General features: G+C 43.8%; 19 protein-coding genes. 15 read left to right on the forward strand and 4 right to left on the reverse strand.

The annotated features are described in order from the left end of the window. Nucleotides 1-311 precede the first annotated feature (311 nt). Nucleotides 312-1,679, reverse strand: coding sequence for a glycine--tRNA ligase (locus H7968_RS04850; protein WP_406566394.1), 1,368 nt, complete (start codon nucleotides 1,677-1,679; stop codon nucleotides 312-314). A 419-nt stretch (nucleotides 1,680-2,098) separates the two neighbouring features. On the opposite strand from H7968_RS04850, the gene H7968_RS04855 reads away from it, so the two are divergent. The 10 genes from H7968_RS04855 (at nucleotide 2,099) to H7968_RS04900 (ending at nucleotide 11,744) form a co-directional block, all read left to right on the forward strand. Continuing rightward, a complete protein-coding gene (locus H7968_RS04855; RefSeq protein WP_319799489.1) occupies nucleotides 2,099-2,737 on the forward strand; it encodes a helix-turn-helix transcriptional regulator in 639 nt (212 codons plus the stop codon). 12 nt (nucleotides 2,738-2,749) lie between these two features. Continuing rightward, nucleotides 2,750-3,556 (forward strand): pyruvate, water dikinase regulatory protein, encoded by an 807-nt coding sequence (locus H7968_RS04860; protein ID WP_227395121.1) that lies wholly within the window; start codon nucleotides 2,750-2,752, stop codon nucleotides 3,554-3,556. A 206-nt stretch (nucleotides 3,557-3,762) separates the two neighbouring features. After that, the gene (locus tag H7968_RS04865) at nucleotides 3,763-4,239 is read left to right on the forward strand and encodes a YaiI/YqxD family protein (protein ID WP_227395122.1); all 477 of its coding nucleotides are present in this window, start codon (nucleotides 3,763-3,765) and stop codon (nucleotides 4,237-4,239) included. Nucleotides 4,240-4,287: 48 nt separating this feature from the next. Further along, the gene (dnaG, locus tag H7968_RS04870) at nucleotides 4,288-6,108 is read left to right on the forward strand and encodes a DNA primase (RefSeq protein ID WP_227395123.1); all 1,821 of its coding nucleotides are present in this window, start codon (nucleotides 4,288-4,290) and stop codon (nucleotides 6,106-6,108) included. 32 nt (nucleotides 6,109-6,140) lie between these two features. Continuing rightward, nucleotides 6,141-7,277, forward strand: coding sequence for an RNA polymerase sigma factor RpoD (gene rpoD, locus H7968_RS04875; protein ID WP_227395124.1), 1,137 nt, complete (start codon nucleotides 6,141-6,143; stop codon nucleotides 7,275-7,277). A gap of 116 nt (nucleotides 7,278-7,393) precedes the next feature. Next, the gene (locus tag H7968_RS04880) at nucleotides 7,394-7,942 is read left to right on the forward strand and encodes a hypothetical protein (protein ID WP_227395125.1); all 549 of its coding nucleotides are present in this window, start codon (nucleotides 7,394-7,396) and stop codon (nucleotides 7,940-7,942) included. A 101-nt stretch (nucleotides 7,943-8,043) separates the two neighbouring features. Further along, complete coding sequence (locus tag H7968_RS04885; RefSeq protein ID WP_227395126.1) at nucleotides 8,044-9,186, forward strand: acyl-CoA dehydrogenase family protein; 1,143 nt, start codon at nucleotides 8,044-8,046, stop codon at nucleotides 9,184-9,186. A 156-nt stretch (nucleotides 9,187-9,342) separates the two neighbouring features. Next, a complete protein-coding gene (gene cccA, locus H7968_RS04890) occupies nucleotides 9,343-9,840 on the forward strand; it encodes a cytochrome c550 (RefSeq protein WP_406566365.1) in 498 nt (165 codons plus the stop codon). 90 nt (nucleotides 9,841-9,930) lie between these two features. Beyond that, on the forward strand, nucleotides 9,931-10,629 hold the full coding sequence (locus tag H7968_RS04895; RefSeq protein ID WP_227395127.1) for a tRNA (adenine(22)-N(1))-methyltransferase: 699 nt from the start codon (nucleotides 9,931-9,933) through the stop codon (nucleotides 10,627-10,629). Further along, on the forward strand, nucleotides 10,626-11,744 hold the full coding sequence (locus tag H7968_RS04900; protein ID WP_227395128.1) for a Nif3-like dinuclear metal center hexameric protein: 1,119 nt from the start codon (nucleotides 10,626-10,628) through the stop codon (nucleotides 11,742-11,744). Before H7968_RS04895 ends, H7968_RS04900 begins: the two co-directional genes overlap by 4 nt. Before the next feature lie 286 nt (nucleotides 11,745-12,030). Here the strand turns inward: H7968_RS04900 and H7968_RS04905 are convergent, their stop codons facing one another. After that, nucleotides 12,031-13,005: a 4-hydroxy-3-methylbut-2-enyl diphosphate reductase gene (locus tag H7968_RS04905; RefSeq protein ID WP_227395129.1), complete on the reverse strand. Its 975-nt coding sequence runs from the start codon at nucleotides 13,003-13,005 to the stop codon at nucleotides 12,031-12,033. A 73-nt stretch (nucleotides 13,006-13,078) separates the two neighbouring features. Further along, on the reverse strand, nucleotides 13,079-13,480 hold the full coding sequence (locus H7968_RS04910) for a YqfQ family protein (protein ID WP_227395130.1): 402 nt from the start codon (nucleotides 13,478-13,480) through the stop codon (nucleotides 13,079-13,081). Between the two features lie 133 nt (nucleotides 13,481-13,613). On the opposite strand from H7968_RS04910, the gene H7968_RS04915 reads away from it, so the two are divergent. Together H7968_RS04915 and H7968_RS04920 are read left to right on the forward strand one after the other, a co-directional pair. Continuing rightward, nucleotides 13,614-14,921 (forward strand): DEAD/DEAH box helicase, encoded by a 1,308-nt coding sequence (locus tag H7968_RS04915; protein WP_227395131.1) that lies wholly within the window; start codon nucleotides 13,614-13,616, stop codon nucleotides 14,919-14,921. A 19-nt stretch (nucleotides 14,922-14,940) separates the two neighbouring features. Then, nucleotides 14,941-15,837, forward strand: a complete 897-nt coding sequence (locus H7968_RS04920; RefSeq protein WP_227395132.1) for a deoxyribonuclease IV — start codon at nucleotides 14,941-14,943, stop codon at nucleotides 15,835-15,837. A 25-nt stretch (nucleotides 15,838-15,862) separates the two neighbouring features. Here H7968_RS04920 and H7968_RS04925 read toward each other — a convergent pair whose 3' ends face one another. Continuing rightward, nucleotides 15,863-16,102, reverse strand: coding sequence for a DUF2624 family protein (locus H7968_RS04925; protein WP_227395133.1), 240 nt, complete (start codon nucleotides 16,100-16,102; stop codon nucleotides 15,863-15,865). A 110-nt stretch (nucleotides 16,103-16,212) separates the two neighbouring features. Here H7968_RS04925 and H7968_RS04930 point away from each other — a divergent pair, with 110 nt between their 5' ends. Genes H7968_RS04930 through H7968_RS04940 form a run of 3 tightly spaced genes read left to right on the forward strand, consistent with a single transcriptional unit; the run spans nucleotide 16,213 to nucleotide 18,256 of the window. Further along, nucleotides 16,213-16,989, forward strand: coding sequence for a metal ABC transporter ATP-binding protein (locus H7968_RS04930; protein WP_134376644.1), 777 nt, complete (start codon nucleotides 16,213-16,215; stop codon nucleotides 16,987-16,989). Then, the gene (locus H7968_RS04935; RefSeq protein ID WP_227395134.1) at nucleotides 16,986-17,825 is read left to right on the forward strand and encodes a metal ABC transporter permease; all 840 of its coding nucleotides are present in this window, start codon (nucleotides 16,986-16,988) and stop codon (nucleotides 17,823-17,825) included. The genes H7968_RS04930 and H7968_RS04935 overlap by 4 nt, the downstream gene beginning before the upstream one ends. A 17-nt stretch (nucleotides 17,826-17,842) precedes the next feature. Beyond that, a complete protein-coding gene (locus H7968_RS04940) occupies nucleotides 17,843-18,256 on the forward strand; it encodes a Fur family transcriptional regulator (protein WP_227395135.1) in 414 nt (137 codons plus the stop codon). Nucleotides 18,257-18,286 lie beyond the last annotated feature (30 nt).

Consider the following 18,286-nt stretch of genomic DNA (forward strand, 5'->3'; position numbering starts at 1 on the left):
GAGTCTCCGGAATCCCCCGGTACTTTCAATTTTTCGAAAACATTAATCTGATTTTACACATGACAAAGGATCTTAAAAGTCTTTTTGTTTAAATATTATCAGCGGATTCAATAAGATCTAATATCCGCTTAAACGCAAACATATAAGGACATCAAGTTCATGTGTTTCTTGTTTAAATTCATTATAAAAGGGCCGTATTCCCCCGAAGACTCCTGTGGCGGAAAGGGACAGGTGAAACCGATGTGCGGAGCACAGCGGGTTCACCGCCCGGCCAAGGAAAGCGTAGGGGGAATACAGCCCGATTTTAAAAATTAAAACTTAATCGCGTTTTCAATGAAGGACTTCACTTCTGCGATTGGCATGCGGACCTGTTCCATTGTGTCTCGGTTACGGACCGTTACCTGCTGATCCTCAAGAGAATCAAAATCAAACGTAATGCAGTATGGTGTCCCGATCTCATCCTGGCGGCGGTAGCGTTTACCGATCGACTGGGACTCATCATAGTCAACCATAAAGTGCTGTGACAGCTCTTCGTATACTTTGATCGCTTCGTCACCAAGCTTTTTAGAAAGTGGCAATACGGCCGCTTTAAACGGCGCCAGAGCCGGGTGGAAGCGAAGTACAGTACGGCTGTCGTTTTCAAGCTCTTCCTGCTCATATGCATCGCAAAGGAAAGCCAGTGTAACGCGGTCAGCACCGAGAGAAGGCTCGATACAGTATGGTACATAGCGCTCATTTGTCTGCTGATCAAGGTACGTGAAGTCTTCGTTTGAATGCTCCATATGCTGCTTTAGATCAAAGTCTGTGCGGTCAGCGATACCCCAGAGCTCGCCCCAGCCGAACGGGAAGCGGAATTCGATATCTGTTGTGGCGTTACTGTAGTGTGAAAGCTCATCTTCGTCATGGTCACGTAGACGCATGCTGTCTTCTTTCATACCAAGGTTTAACAGCCAGTTTTTACAGAATTCACGCCAGTAGCTGAACCACTCAAGGTCATCTCCTGGCTTGCAGAAAAATTCAAGCTCCATTTGTTCGAATTCTCTCGTACGGAATGTAAAGTTACCCGGTGTAATTTCGTTACGGAAACTTTTACCGATCTGACCGATTCCAAATGGAACGCGCTTTCTCATCGTGCGCTGTACATTTTTAAAGTTTACGAAGATTCCCTGTGCAGTCTCAGGACGAAGGAAGATCTCGTTTGTTGACCCTTCTGTTACGCCCTGATGCGTTTTGAACATCAGATTGAACTGGCGGATTTCAGTAAAATCGTTTGCTCCGCATGTTGGGCATGAGATGTTTTCTTCTTCAATCATTTTCTGCATTTCGCTAAATGGAAGTCCATCGACGATTTTTTCCTCACCTTTGGCCTCGTAATGAGCTTCAATCAGCTTATCTGCACGGTGGCGGGCTTTACAGCTTTTACAGTCAATCATCGGGTCATTGAAGTTTCCGATATGTCCTGAAGCTTCCCATGTTTTCGGGTTCATCAGGATAGAGGCGTCAAGTCCGACATTATGCTTGGACTCCTGAATAAATTTTTTCCACCATGCTTTTTTAATATTGTTTTTAAGTTCGATACCGAGTGGACCGTAATCCCATGTATTCGCCAGTCCTCCGTAAATCTCCGAACCCGGGAATACGAATCCGCGGTGTTTCGCGAGCTGGACAATATCATCCATATTTTTTGTCATAGGTCATCTCTCCTTTATATTGATGTTTGCGCTGCAAAGGGGCATCTGAGCCGCTTGCAAATAAAAACAGCACCGTCCCTGGACTAATCTTAATTAGTCCAGGGACGGTGCTGTCTGACCGCGGTTCCACCCTGGTTAATGCCACTTGTGCATTCACTTTGTTGGGGTGCATTGCTCAGGAGTGCCGTTTCCCTGAATCCGGGCTTACACGATCCCCGGTCGCTTTGGTCAGGTACTTATAATTCCTTCATTGCGCACATCTTATTTAATTCTTGCTTTATCCTACCACGGTTTTTCAGTGAAAACAATCGTCAGTTAAAAAAATCATTTTAAGCATTCCTGTTTACTAGGACGCTGATTTCATTTAGTATATAATATTGGAAAACAGTATAACATTATTCCGCCGGGTGGTGAACAAGATCGAACTGAACAAAAGACAATCGGAAATTCTGCGCATTGTGAAGGCAGACGGACCGATTACAGGTGAACAAATTGCTGACAGATTACATCTTACAAGAGCAACCCTGAGACCGGACCTTGCGATTTTAACAATGGCAGGTTTTTTAGATGCGCGTCCGAGGGTTGGCTATTTTTATACAGGTAAATCAGGCACGCAGCTGCTGACAGAAAATTTAAAAAAGCTGTACGTTAAAGATTATCAGTCCATGCCGGTCGTTGTACAGGATAATGTATCCGTGTACGATGCGATCTGCCATATGTTTTTAGAAGATGTCGGTACACTATTTGTGCTCGATCAGAAAGGCATGCTTTCAGGCGTCCTTTCGAGAAAGGATCTGCTTCGTGCAAGCATCGGGCAGCAGGATCTGACGAGTCTACCGGTTAATGTCATTATGACGAGAATGCCGAATGTTACGTATTGTGAACAGGACGATATGCTCGTCAGCGTAGCAGCGAAGCTGATTGATAAACAGATTGATTCTCTTCCGGTCGTCCGGAAAACGGAAAAGGGCTATGAAGTCTTCGGAAGAATTACAAAAACGAACATAACAAAAGCCTTTGTCAGTCTGTCAAAGGATGAAGTGTAGGGTGGTGCTTAAATGAATGAAGTAAATGTATACGTCGTATCGGACTCCGTTGGAGAAACGGCTGAACTCGTTGCAAAAGCCTGTGTGAGTCAGTTCCGCCAGTCCAGAAAATCTGTATCTATCAAACGGTTCCCGTATATTGAGGAAACCATTCATGTTGATGAAGTCATTAGCCTGGCTAAGGAGAATAACGGCATCATTGTTTATACGCTTGTAAGGCCTCATATTCGTGATTATATTGAAGAGCAGGTAAAAGTGCATAACATTACCGCACATGATGTTGTGGGACCGATCATCTCTTCACTGCAGGAAGTATGTGAGGAATCGCCGATTAATGAGCCTGGCATGGTGCACGATCTCGATGAAGATTATTTCAAAAAGATCGAGGCTATTGAGTTTGCGGTTAAATACGATGACGGCAGAGATCCACGCGGCATATTAAAAGCGGATATTGTCCTTGTAGGAGTGTCAAGAACATCCAAAACACCTTTATCACAATATCTTGCCCATAAGCGTCTTAAAGTTGCCAACGTGCCGCTTGTTCCGGAAATCGATCCTCCGGAAGAGCTTTATAAAGTAAATCCGAAGAAGTGCTACGGCCTGAAAATCAGCCCTGATAAGCTGAATCATATCCGGAAGGAACGGTTAATTGCGCTCGGATTAAAGGATGACGCAACTTATGCGAAAATGGAGAGAATTCAGGAGGAGCTGGATCACTTTGACCGTGTTGCCGGAAAGATCGGCTGTCCGGTAATTGATGTGACAAACAAGGCGGTTGAGGAAACAGCCAATGTGATTCTGAATGATCTTATGAATTAACGGCTGGTATATCATTCCATTAAAAAGGATTTATAACAATTAAAATCAGTAATTAAACAAACAAAAGGTGTCTCAGGCATCTTTTGTTTTTATTTCGTTAAAAAAGATAGCCGTACAGGGACAGATATATTATAATAAAAAATTGTGATAAAAAGTTATTTTGACTCATTAAAGGAGTTCTGCATTTTTTGTAGAAATGATCATTTATGAATGAATGTAAAAGTGGATTTACAGTTTATGTTGATGCAGATGCGTGCCCCTCTGTCATAAAGGAAGAAATAGTAAGGCTTATGGAAGGTTCAGCAGGTATATGCCGATTTATTGCCTCCTACCGCCATTTCAGTCCTGAAGCAGATCGTTCGCTATGGACCTTCATTGATGACGGAAAAGAGGCTGCTGATCTTTACATAGCCAATCGCGTCAGGGAAGGGGATATCGTGGTTACCCAGGATATCGGACTTGCTTCCCTTGTCCTGTCGAAAGGTGTTTATGCACTTTCGCCCAGGGGAAAAGAATACAAACCTGATAAGATCGACACCAGCTTATCTTTCCGGTACCTGCACCAGATGGAGCGGAAAAAAGGGAACTATTCTCCTGGCCCCAAAAAACTAACCATGATTGAAGTCGAGACTTTTTCAAAGACGCTATTAAAGTTTTTGTTCGAACTTGAAGGAAAAGCTTGATTTTTGGCGAATATCATAGGTGACAAGAAATAAACTGGTGGTGAACACGTGTCAGAAAGAATTCCAGAAGAAGTCGTTGACCAGATCCGCAGCAAAACTGACATCGTGGATATAATAAGCGAATATGTTCAGCTGAAAAAGCAGGGAAGGAATTATTTTGGTTTATGCCCGTTTCACGGGGAAAATTCTCCTTCTTTTTCTGTGTCTCCGGAAAAGCAGATTTTTCACTGCTTCGGCTGTGGTGCAGGAGGAAATGTTTACACGTTTCTGATGGACCATGACGGCCTTTCCTTCCAGGAAGCTGTCGTTCAGCTTGGTGAAAAAGCAGGTGTGGATTATGAGTTTTCCGATGCCGGCAGCACTCAGGATCATCAGAAAACGAATGAAAGCAGGGAATTTCAGGATCACCTGGACGCACATGAGCTGCTTGAGAAACTTTATCATCATCTTCTGATGAATACGGAAGAAGGCCAGGAAGCGCTGGAGTATCTTCATAATCGCGGTTTTACAGATGACCAGCTTAAAACCTATAAGGTAGGCTGGGCACTTCCAAACTGGGAGTTCGCTGCTAAGCTTCTTGAAAAAAGAGAATTCAGTTTACCTTCCATGGAACAGGCAGGACTGATTATCAAAAGGGATGACGGTTCTTACTTTGACCGTTTCAGAGGAAGGATCATGTTTCCTCTTACTGATGAAAGAGGAAAAACGGTTGGTTTTTCAGGGCGTATGATTAACCCTGGAAAAGAAGACCCTAAATATCTGAACAGCCCGGAAACACCACTTTTTCAAAAAAATAAAATATTGTTTAACTACCATCATGCACGCGGTGCCATCAGGAAAAACAAATCGGCCGTTCTATTTGAAGGCTTTGCTGATGTGATCGCTGCATCCGGAATCGTCCACAATGCGATCGCCACAATGGGAACATCGCTTACCGGAGAGCATATACAGCAGATCAGACGGCTGACTGATTCCGTTGTAGTTTGCTACGATGGGGATAAAGCCGGAATAGCAGCCGCTTATCGGGCGGCTCAGGATTTAACCGTGAAAGGCTTATCGGTTAAAGTGGCGATGTTGCCAAATGGGCTGGATCCGGATGATTATATCCAGCAAAAAGGACCGGATGCATTTAAAACAGATATTATTGATTCTGCCGTTTCATTGATGAGTTTTAAACTCCGCTACCACAAGTTGTCGGTGAACATGAACACAGAGGATGGCAGAATTCAATACGTTCAGGCAATGATCCGTGAAATCAGCTCCCTGAGCAATGCGATTGAAAAGGAGCTTTATCTTAAACAGCTCTCAGAGGACTCAGGTGTTTCAATCCAGTCTCTTCAGGAGCAGTTAAATAAAATCCGCCCTGTTTCAGAACCGGTTCAGCCGGAACCTTCTCGACCTGTAGAGCAGCATCTGCCTGCAAAAAGCAGTAAAGAGACTAAAAAAGCCTATTACCGTGCAGAGCAGCACCTGCTCATTTATATGATGGGCAGTGAAGAGACGACTTATACAGTCCAGTCACTGCTTGGCGATCAGCCTTTTCACACGGATGATTATCAGGCACTATATACGTACCTGCTGGCTTATTATGAAAATGGCGGCAGGGCTGATCCGGGTGCTTTTATGCAATTTATTCCTGATCGGCATCTGAGAGCCGCGGCAGCGGAACTATCAATGACGGAAGTAAATTCTGAGGTGACTAAATCTGAATTGACCGATTGCGTCAATGAGGTATTGAAACATCAGAAGTTAATGCATATTAAAGAAAAAGAGCTTGCGTTAAAGCAGGCGGAGCAAATGAATGATGTAAAGAAAGCCACGGAATTGGGAATGGAAATTTTCCAGCTGTGGAAAGCTCTTAAGAGATAAATAAGGCAAGGAAGTTGGAAGGAGGGGGACTAATGGCTGAGAAGTCAACACGTTCCAAACAAACAGAAACAGAAACAGAAACTGTAACACTCGATACGGTGAAAGCACAATTGCTGGAAACAGCAAAGAAAAACGGTGAAATCACTTACGAGGATATTGCTGAAAAGCTAGCCAGCTTTGAATTGGATACAGAACAGATCGAGGAATTTTACGAGCAGCTTGGCGAACAGGGTGTAGAGGTCATGAAAGAGAACACGGAGGCAGATCCATCTATTACCGAACTTGGTAAGGAAGCTGAAGAAGAATTTGACCTGAACGATTTAAGTGTTCCGCCAGGAGTGAAAATTAACGACCCCGTCAGAATGTATCTGAAAGAAATCGGGCGCGTTGATCTTTTATCTGCTCAGGAAGAAATTTCTCTTGCAACACGTATTGAACAGGGGGATGAAGAGGCGAAACGCAGACTTGCTGAAGCCAATCTGAGACTTGTTGTCAGTATCGCCAAGCGTTACGTTGGACGTGGTATGCTGTTCCTTGATCTGATCCAGGAGGGCAACATGGGTCTGATCAAAGCCGTTGAAAAATTTGATCACCGCAAAGGGTTTAAATTTTCAACTTACGCAACCTGGTGGATCCGTCAGGCGATTACACGTGCCATCGCTGACCAGGCCAGAACGATCCGTATCCCGGTTCACATGGTTGAAACCATCAATAAACTGATTCGTGTCCAGCGTCAGCTTCTTCAGGATTTAGGCCGTGAGCCATCACCTGAGGAAATTTCAGAAGAGATGGATTTAACCCCTGAAAAGGTTCGTGAAATCCTGAAAATTGCCCAGGAGCCGGTTTCCCTTGAAACACCGATTGGTGAGGAAGATGATTCACACCTTGGAGACTTTATTGAGGATTCAGAAGCCCAGTCTCCATCTGAGCATGCTGCGTACGAGCTCTTAAAAGAACAGCTTGAAGACGTGCTGGATACCTTGACTGACCGTGAGGAAAACGTGCTGCGTCTCCGATTTGGTCTTGATGACGGCCGTACACGTACACTTGAAGAAGTAGGTAAAGTATTTGGGGTAACAAGAGAGCGTATTCGTCAGATTGAAGCGAAAGCCCTCAGAAAGCTCAGACACCCTAGCCGAAGCAAACGATTAAAGGATTTTCTTGAATAGAAATGTGCGAATCTGTTTCAGACATACACGGTCTGAAGCAGATTTTTTTTGTTTTTCATTTCTAAACAAACCGTACACTCATGACGAAATGTATAATAGGAGCAGGAGGTGGTTGGATGAATGAACAAAGAAAAAAAATCATCCTGAATGAAATAAATTACTGGAAGGATCGTAACCTTCTTCCCTCACATTACTGTGATTTTTTAATTAACCTATACAGCAGCGGAGAAGATGCAGAACCGCAAAAAAGCAAGTCAATTCTGCAAAAGCGCCGATTAACATTAAATTCTGTTAACGTATTTGTCCTTCTCGTAACGGCTATCCTGTTTATTGTTTTCTATTTTACTGAATTGTCAATTATATTGCAAACCGCTCTTATATTGGGTGTATCCTTTTTACTATTGTTTATTGCATCAAGAAAAAGTGTGTTTCCTTTTCTGAAGGTTTTAAGCAGGATTATTGTCGCCTTTGCCATTTTACTGCTGTCTATCGAATACTGTGCTGTCTACTTTCCAGAGTATCCTGCCATTATATTCTGGGTGATCGGCATTCAGTGTGCCCTATGGTCCATTTACGGATATATAAGAAATTATCAATATTTTACATACTCAGGCATCGTCGGACTTCTTGTATTATCAGCATTTATTTTTCTTACGTATAATTGAGATCATCACAATTGAAAAGTTTAAAAATAGATAAGGTTGTGAGTTTTCAGCCTTTTCTTTTATAATAGAAATGTAAGCGGATACAAACAAGGGGGATGAACATGAATTTCGATCTTACACAGGAACAGAAGATGATTCAAAAAACAATGAGGGAATTTTCTCAGGAGGTAGTCGCTCCGGGCGCATTGGACAGAGACCGGACGAAGGAATTTCCTGTTGATATTTTCAGGCAGCTTTCAGAAATGGGGATGATGGGACTGCCTTTTCCAGAGGAGTTTGGAGGAGCGGGTGCTGATACGACAAGCTTTGCGATCGTAACAGAAGAGCTGAGTAGGGCATGCGGCTCGACAGGAATCACGTATTCAGCTCATATCTCACTGGGTGGTGCACCAATTAACTTATTTGGAACGCAGGAGCAGAAAGAAAAATATCTGCCACAAATCTGTTCAGGAGAATCATTTGGCGCGTTCGGACTGACTGAACCGAATGCGGGGTCAGATGCAGGTGGTACACAGACCTCCGTAAAAGAAACCGATGATTCATTTATCATTAATGGAAATAAAAGTTATATTACAAATGCAAGCCACGCCAAATTCCTTGCCTTAACCGCTGTTACCGGCGTGAAGGATGGTAAGAAGGAGATCAGTGCAATCATCGTTCCGACAGATGCTGACGGCTTTACTGTGATTGATAATTACGAAAAGATGGGTCTGCACTCTTCCAATACAACAGAACTTGTCCTTGAAGACGTCAAGGTCCCAAAGGAAAACCTGCTCGGTAAACGGGGTGAAGGCTTCCGCCAGTTTTTGATCACACTTGACGGAGGGCGGATCGGTATTGCAGCAATGGCAGTGGGAATTGCGCAGGCTGCTTACGAGCGAGCGCTCAGTTACTCAAAAGAAAGACAGCAGTTTGGCCGTTCCATTGCCTCTTTTCAGGTAACGCAGTTTAAGCTTGCTGATATGGCAATGAAGATTGAGCTTGCACGCACCATGACCTATAAAGCAGCCTGGCTGAAGGATCAGGGAAGAAAGTTCACGAAAGAAGCTTCAATGGCGAAGCTCTATGCTTCTGAGATCTGTATGGAGGTATGTGATCAGGCGATCCAGATTCATGGAGGCTACGGTTATATGAAGGAGTACCACGTTGAGAGATTCCTGAGAGACGCCAAACTGCTTGAAATCGGTGAAGGGACATCAGAAATCCAGAGAACCGTTATCTCAAGAGAAATCGGTGCGTACTAAAATATTTTATTGATTGTGTCTAAAATGCGACAAAAAGGGAAAAGTTGAGTATTGGGTCTTTCCGATTCCCATAAAGTAAAGTAAAATATGTAGTGTTCATACCTGCTATTATAGGGTTGATAATTACATAGTTTTTCTTAAAAGGGAGGGTTATACATGAATAAGAATCCGATTATTCCATTTTTACTCATTATGGTATTGGGCTTCGGCGTAGTATTCTTTATGTCCGTTCAGGGTCTTGATGATTCTGAAGAGATGGCACAGGAAGAAGAAGGCGGCGGCGAAGGTGAAGGTGGCGGCGGAGAAGCTGCCGGAGATTTTGATCCTGAAGCAACGTATCAGAATGCCTGCATCAGCTGTCACGGTGAAAACTATGAAGGCGGTAACGGTTTCCCATCACTTGTAGGCGTTGGGGAAAGACTTTCAGTAGATGAAATCGCTGACATTCTTGTAAACGGCCGTGGTGCAATGCCATCAGGTCTTGTACCGCAGGAAAATGCTCAGGCGATGGCTGAGTGGGTATCACAAATCGGCGCTGAAGGCGGCGGTGAAGAAGGAGCAGAGGAAGGTTCTGAAGAGGGAACTGAAGAAGGCTCTGAAGAAGGCGGATCTGGTGAAGAAACAGAAGAAGGCACTGAGGAAGACGCTGCATAATTTGTTTCAAGCCGGTATCAATGATAAGGTAAAAAGGAGCGGCCGATTGACGGTACCGCTCCTTTTTTCTGAATAAAAGGATGTGTATATATGAACAGCAGTCAGTTGTCAAAACGGCTTGAAACCGTTGCAAAATATGTGCCGGAAGGAGCCGTCGTAGCAGATATAGGATCGGACCATGCCTACCTGCCGTGTTATCTTGTCAAGTCAGGCAAAATCATAAAAGCAATTGCAGGCGAAATTGTTGAAGGTCCTTTTCAATCCGCTGTCAGTCAGGTACAGGAAGATGGATTAACAGATCATATAGAGGTAAGAAAGGGCAGTGGATTATCGGTCATTTCCCCTCACGAAGTCACGGCCGTCACCATTGCAGGGATGGGTGGACCATTAATTGCTGATATTTTGGAAACCGGAAAAAATCACCTTCCGGGGGTGCAGCGTCTTATCCTCCAGCCGAATATCAGCGGAATTTCGATTCGTTTATGGCTGCAGGAAAACGGCTGGACGATTACAAATGAAGAAATTCTTGAAGAGGATCAAAAAATTTATGAAGTAATTGTAGCGGACCTGACGACTGAAAAGAAACCGTTGAATGGTCAGGACCTGCTTTTCGGTCCATACCTGAGGGTTGAAAAGTCAGCCGTTTTCAAAAAGAAGTGGCTGCAGGAATTGGCGCAAATGAGAAAGATTAAAGAACAAATCGAAAAAGCAGGTCAAAGTAATAAAAACCTTGAACGTTTAGAAGAACTAGACGGAAAAATCAGGCTGATTGAGGAGGAAATCAAATGAAGCGCCAGATGAACGGACATCAGGTCGTCCAGTTGATGGAGCAATTTTCCCCTAAGCATCTTGCCATGGAAGGAGACCCGGTTGGTCTTCAGGTCGGCAGACTGAACAGGAAAGTCGATAAAGTACTCCTTACACTTGATGTGACAAATGAAATCGTGGAAGAAGCAATTAAATCAGGTGCAGGGATGATCATCGCACATCATCCGCTTATTTTCCGGCCGCTTCGTTCAATTAATTTGGAGGAGCCATCAGGACAAGTCATTGAGAAAATTATTAAACATGACCTTACTGTATTTGCGGCGCATACCAACCTTGATATTACAAAAGGCGGAGTCAATGACTGGCTCGCTGAAAAGCTTGGTATTCAAAATCCTCAAGTGCTCGTACCGACTTTTGAGGATAAATACAAAAAACTGATTGTTTTCGTACCTGGTACACACGAAGAGACAGTCAGATCAGCTCTCGCAGAAGCTGGTGCAGGACAGATTGGTGATTATTCAGATTGTTCATTTACCTCTAATGGAACAGGAAGATTCAAGCCTGGTGCCGGTTCTGACCCGTTTATCGGAACATCAGGAGTCGTTGAATCCGTAGAAGAAGTGAAAATTGAAGTGATCTATCAAGCATCTCTTGAAAAGAAGGTCCTTAAAGCGTTGAAGCAGTCACACCCATATGAAGAACCGGCTTATGATGTATTTGAGCAGTCAATGCCGGGTGAGAAATACGGACTAGGCCGTGTCGGTGCCGTTGAACCGGTCTCGCTGAAAGACTTTGCAGAAAAAGTGAAACAAACCCTGGATGTGCCAATGGTGCGCGTAACAGGCGATCATGATAAACTCGTCAAGAAGGCAGCTGTTCTTGGCGGGATGGGAAGTAAATATATGCAGTCAGCCAGATTCTCAGGAGCAGACGTTTATATTACCGGTGATATTGACTTCCATACAGCGCAGGACGCAGAGGCTTTAGGGCTTTCCATCATTGATCCGGGGCACCACGTGGAGAAGGTCATGAAAAAAGGTCTGGCAAAACAGCTTTCAGAAATGGCAGAAAAACAAGGATTCGAAATCGACTTCATTCCTTCCGCGCTGTCAACAGAACCTTTTAAATTTGTTTAATTTTTATGTTGCTACAGTTGAAAGGAATTGAATCATTGAAATCATGCTATTCAAGTTTCCATATTGATAGAAGGAACATAATTAAATACAATTCATGTCATTATGTACAACTAGTGCCAGGTCATTCCGTAGACTTCTGCGGCAGAGAAGCGACAGGTGAGACAGCGTAATGCGGAGCATTAGCTGGCTAACCGCGCGGCCGCGAAAAGCGAAGGAATGAACTGGCACGATTTAGAAATTCAACAACGTGAAAACAGGACCCGCATTAAGCGGGTCCTGTTTTTTATCAGTTTGAATAAGGCATAATCGTTTCCGGTTTTGTTGGTGTTTTGATTTTAGGCAGGATTTTCTCAAGCGGTACCTGCTTTTCACCTTTCCATGTAGAAGGATCTTCCGGATCGAATTGTGCAATATAGTTCATGACTTCTTTTACGATTGGTGTTGGTGTTGAGGCACCTGCTGTAACGGCAACGGTTTCGCAGTCAAGCAGCCATTCGTGATTAATTTCAGATACATCGGACACACGGTAGGCTGGTGTTCCGGCTATTTCCTTTGAAACCTGTGCGAGACGGTTGGAGTTATTACTCTTTGGATCGCCAACAACAATTAAGAGATCTGCTGCGCCTGCCTGTTCTGCGACAGCTTCCTGGCGTACCTGTGTAGCCAGACAGATTTCCTTATGCTCTTCTGTATGCGGGTACTTCTCCATCACACGCTCCATCACTTCAGCTACATCCCATTGACTCATGGTCGTCTGGTTCGTCACGATGATTTTGTCGTTGTTTACTTCGAGTGTTTCAACATCTTCAGGTTTTTCAATTAAATGGACAATGTCCGGTGCAACGCCAAGCGCACCCTCAGGCTCCGGATGGCCTTTTTTCCCGATATAGATGACATGATAGCCTTCAGCCTTTTTCTGGCGGATCAGGTCGTGTGTGCGTGTAACATCGGGACACGTTGCATCGATAGAGACAAGGCCACGTTGTTTGGCGATTTCCCTGACTTCCGGCGAGACTCCGTGAGCAGTGAAAATAACGGTTCCTCCATCCACCTGTTCAATGATCTCTTTGCGATTTTCACCATCTAGGGTGATAATCCCCTCTTCTTCAAATGCATCTGTCACATGTTTATTATGAACAATCATTCCCAGAATGTAGATAGGTCTCGGCAATGTTTTATCGAGTGCTGCGTTGCGGGCAATCACCATGGCATCCACAACACCATAGCAGTAACCGCGGGGGGTTATTTTAATCGTATTCATCAAAATCCTCCTGAACGTAAGACTTTATACATTCAGTATAAAGCAGATAACAGACAGGAACAAACAAAAGCTGTCATATATACAGCTTCGGTACCGATGATTTGATTTGTGCGGGAGAGCGTCTTGGCTTTTTTTCATCCAGTCCGGACAAATTTTGATCATATTGACCTTCATCGATTTCTTTAACTGCCTCTGACCCTCCGTCTGGTTCATCATTTAACGAACGGTATAATTTCCACATAGCGGGGAAATTTTTAATTAAAGGACCATATTGATGAATGAGGGGCATGAACTGATTGGCTGAATTGATCATTTTTTGTGCATTGCCGGCAAAAGACTGTATGGAATCCAGTGACAGGTTTTTGGTCAGACCGGACAATACCCCTGTTCCGGCTGTCTGATACCCCGTCTGCTGAAACGGAAATACAGGCTGACGGGGGAGTGGGGGACGTCCGTAAAATCGCTGCTGATACAAGCTGTCATCTCCCTTCTTAAGAACGTATTATAGTTTATGCAAATGCCTTTACTTTTGGAAAGGTGGATTCACTGTAGCTTTTTGGTCTGAAGTTGATTATAATTAAGTTTTGACGCGAACAGAAGGAGTGACTATGATGTCATCATCATTTAAACAATATGATTTCAAACCATTTATTATGGATGCGATAGATAAACTCGGGTTTCATGCCCCGACTGCCATTCAGGAAAAAATGATTCCAATGATCAGAAAAAACCAGAGTGCCATTGGACAATCCCAGACCGGAACAGGTAAAACACATGCTTATCTGCTTCCGCTTGTAGATCAGGTTGAAGAGGAACGTCAACAGGTACAGGTTGTCGTAACAGCACCAACAAGAGAGCTTGCCAAGCAGATCCATGCTGAAGTGAAGCATCTGACAGATGGAACTGCGATTCAGAGCAAGCTTTTTGTCGGCGGAACGGATAAACAGCGCGCGATTGAAAAGCTGAAGACTCAGCCTCAGATTGTGGTTGGAACGCCGGGCCGGATCAATGACTTAATTAAAGAACAGGCTTTACTCATTCATACAGCAACTTCCATCGTCATTGATGAAGCAGATCTGATGCTTGAAATGGGCTTTTTAGAAGACGTGGATCAGATCGCTTCAAGAATGCCGGAGGAACTTCAGATTCTTGTGTTCTCCGCAACCATTCCTGAGAAGCTGAAGCCGTTCCTTAAAAAGTATATGGAAAACCCTCAGTATGCTCATATTGAGCCTAAGCAGATTCAGGCTGAAAATATTGAATTTGTCATTGTGCCACAGAAAAGTAAGACGAAAGATACGGTGCTTTATCAGATCCTGACTTCTATTAATCCTTACCTTGCCATCGTATTTACAAATACAAAGTCAAAAGCGGATGAAGTGGCGGATAAACTGCTTGAAAAAGGACTTCGTGTAGGGCGCGTTCACGGTGGACTGGCTCCGCGTGAGCGTAATAAAATGATGAAGCAGATCCGCGACCTTGAGTATCAGTACATTGTGGCAACGGATCTGGCAGCCCGCGGGATTGATATCCCGGGTGTCAGCCATGTCATTAACTATGAAATCCCGTCTGACCTTGATTTCTTCATTCACCGTGTTGGTCGTACGGCACGTGCCGGTTCATCAGGTACAGCGATTACAATCTATGAGCCATCAGATGAAGATGCATTAAATCAGATTGAGAAAAAAGGCATTACGTTTAAACACCAGGAAGTAAAAAATGGTGAATGGGTAACGCTGAATGACCGTCATAAACGTTCAAACCGTGTGAAAACGGAAAATGAAACGGATCAGAAAGCGAAATCACTAGTCAGAAAGCCAAAAAAGGTCAAGCCTGGCTATAAAAAGAAAATGAAGTATAAGATGGAACAGATTAAAAAGAAAGAACGCAGAAAAAACAGACGAAACAACAATTAATCAATGGGGGAGATTCAGGATGTTAAAAATCGGTTCTCACGTGTCTATGGGCGGCAAGAAAATGCTGCTGGCTGCGAGTGAAGAAGCAGCCTCTTACGGCTCCAGCACCTTTATGATCTACACCGGAGCCCCTCAGAATACAAGAAGAAAACCTATAGAAGAATTGAATATTGAGGCAGGCCTTAAGCACATGAACGAAAATGGCCTTGCAGATATTGTTGTTCATGCGCCATACATCATTAATATTGCGAACACAACGAAGCCGGAAACATTTGAACTTGGTGTCAACTTCCTGCGATCAGAAACGGAACGCACAGCAGCGCTCGGTTCAAAACAAATCGTTCTGCATCCAGGCGCCCATGTTGGAGCGGGAGTGGATAAGGGAATTGATCGGATTGTTGAAGGGTTGAACGAAGTGTTAACGAAGGACCAGACCGTTCAGGTTGCCTTGGAGACGATGGCAGGTAAAGGGTCTGAATGCGGCCGGAGTTTTGAAGAAATCGCGAGAATCATCGATGGTGTTACGCATAATGAAAAGCTTTCAGTCTGCTTTGATACATGCCACGTGCATGATGCGGGGTATGATATCGTCAATGACTTCGACGGTGTTCTTGAAGAGTTTGACCGGATTGTCGGTCTGGACCGTATTAAAGTTCTTCACGTCAATGACAGCAAAAATCCAAAAGGTGCTTCGAAGGACCGTCACGAAAATATCGGCTTCGGGCATATCGGGTTTAAAGCGCTCGATTATATCGTTCATCATGACGTCTTCAAGGACATTCCAAAGATTTTGGAAACGCCCTATGTTGGTGAAGATAAAAAGGATAAAAAACCGCCATATAAATATGAAATCGAAATGCTTCGTAACCGGACATTCCGTGAAGAAGTACTCGACGATATTATAAATCAGCTGTGAGGCACGCACCTCACAGCTTTTTCTTTTAAAAAAGCTTTAACAGTTCGTTAGTGCGTTCTGGGCCAAGCTTTTTCATGCTTTCAGAAATTAATTGATCCCGGTTCGCTGAATCAAAAAAATCGAATTCATTACTGTGTATGAACTGATGAATAATCTTACATTCCTGATCCGTCAGGTATACGCCGGTTGTTTTGGCGTAGCTTTTAATATGTTCAGGTGTAAAAGATTTAATTTTACTGATCAAAAAGGGTGGAATCCAGGTCATCCTGTCACCTCCTTTCAATGTCAGTATTCTTTTATTTACTTTCACTCTGATCAGGTGTATACTGATGATTTGTTAAATCGGAATCATTCTAGTTCGAAAGGGATGAGAAAATGACAAACGTCATTGAACTCCAAAATGTTTCGTATCGCTATGATAAAGAACAGGTATTAACAGACATCAATCTGGAGATCCCTAAAGGATCCTTTCTCGGTATCGTAGGCCCGAACGGATCCGGAAAATCAACGATGCTAAAATTAATTCTTGGATTATTAAAACCTAAAAATGGTGAAGTATTTTTATTTGGTGAACCCCTTGCCAAATTTAAAGCGTGGGAGAAAATCGGCTACGTCTCTCAAAAGGCAAACTCATTTAACACCGGTTTCCCTGCGACGGTTTATGAAGTTGTGGCGAGCGGGCTGACAAAAAAGACGGGGCTTTTTAAGATGATCGGCAGAAAATCAAGACCTCAGATTGAGCGTGCGATCCATGCTGTCGGAATGGAAGACTTTATGACCCGAAACATCGGGGAGCTCTCAGGCGGTCAGCAGCAGCGTGTATTTATTGCCCGGGCCATTGTCAGTGATCCGGATGTGCTCATACTCGATGAACCGACAGTCGGGGTTGATGTGAAAAATGTACAGACCTTTTACAATATGCTCGACCGTTTGAATAAAGAACTTGGGATTACCCTTTTACTCGTTACGCATGATACAGGTACGATTTCAAATAAAGTAACACACGTCGCCTGCCTGAATAATACCCTGCATTTTCATGGCAGCGCAGAAGATTTTGATCAGGTAAAAGACGATGAATTATCACTGTTTTACGGTCATGATGTTCACAGTCTTCATCATGATCACGATCATGGTCATGAGGTGACACCATGATAGATGCCATCTTTCAATATGAATTTTTACAAAACGCCTTTCTCTCAGGACTGCTGATCGGTGTGATTGCGCCATTACTCGGGGCGTTTATCGTGGTCAGACGATTATCATTAATTGCAGATGCGTTAAGTCACGTAACGCTGTCCGGGATTGCGGCAAGCCTGTTGTTAAGTAAAACATTTGTCGCTTTTAATGGACTCAATCCATTATGGCTTGGAATGGGCTTTTCAGTAGCAGGATCGCTCTTTATTGAGAGACTCAGAAATGTGTACAAGCATTATCAGGAGCTGGCGATACCGATCATTTTATCCGGTGGAATCGGGATCGGGGTTATTTTTATTTCATTGGCTGACGGATTTAATACAGACCTTTTCAGTTATCTTTTTGGCAGTGTAAGTGCAGTCAGTCGCAGTGACCTTTATTTAATTATCGGAATTGCGGTGATCGTTATTGCACTAGTCACGATTCTTTACAAGGAGCTTTTCCTTTTATCCTTCGATGAAGAATTCAGTAAAGCTTCCGGACTGCAGACAGGTGCACTCCATTTAATCTTTATGGTTATCACGGCACTTGTGATTGCTGGTTCAATGCGGATTGTCGGTATCCTGCTCGTATCCTCACTCATGACACTTCCTGTCGCAGCAGCGATGAGAGTGGCAAGAGGGTTTAAACAAACCATCATCCTTTCAGTTGTGTTCGGTGAAATCGCCGTGATTGCCGGGTTATTCAGTGCCTTTTATCTGGACCTTGCACCGGGAGGAACGATCGTTGTGTCATCTATTCTGATTCTCCTGACATCGATCGCTTTTAAAAAATGGCAGACCATGAGAAAATAACAGTGAGGTGAAACGCAATGAATCTTCAGGAAGCAATGGATTTATTAAAAGAAGAAGGCTACAAGCATACCGGAAAGAGACAGCATATGCTTGAGTTATTTGAAAAACACGACCGCTACATGACGGCCCGTGAAGTGCTGGAATCAATGAACCCTTATTTCAGCGGTCTGAGCTTTGATACAATCTACCGGAACCTGTCACTCTTTGCCGAACTCGGTATCCTTGAGGAAACGGAACTATCCGGAGAAAAGCACTTCCGTTTTGTCTGCAGCAGCGGACATCACCATCACCACTTTATTTGCATGGACTGCGGAAAAACAAAATCAATCCATATGTGTCCCATGTCCGTACTCGAAGAAAACCTGACCGGCTACGAAATCTCCGGCCACAAATTCGAAATCTACGGCACATGCCCCGAATGTCAGGCGTAAACTTTTGATACCCAGCGATATATAGAAACA

The sequence above is a fragment of the Jeotgalibacillus aurantiacus genome (assembly GCF_020595125.1).
Classification (GTDB): Bacteria; Bacillota; Bacilli; order Bacillales; family Jeotgalibacillaceae; genus Jeotgalibacillus; species Jeotgalibacillus aurantiacus.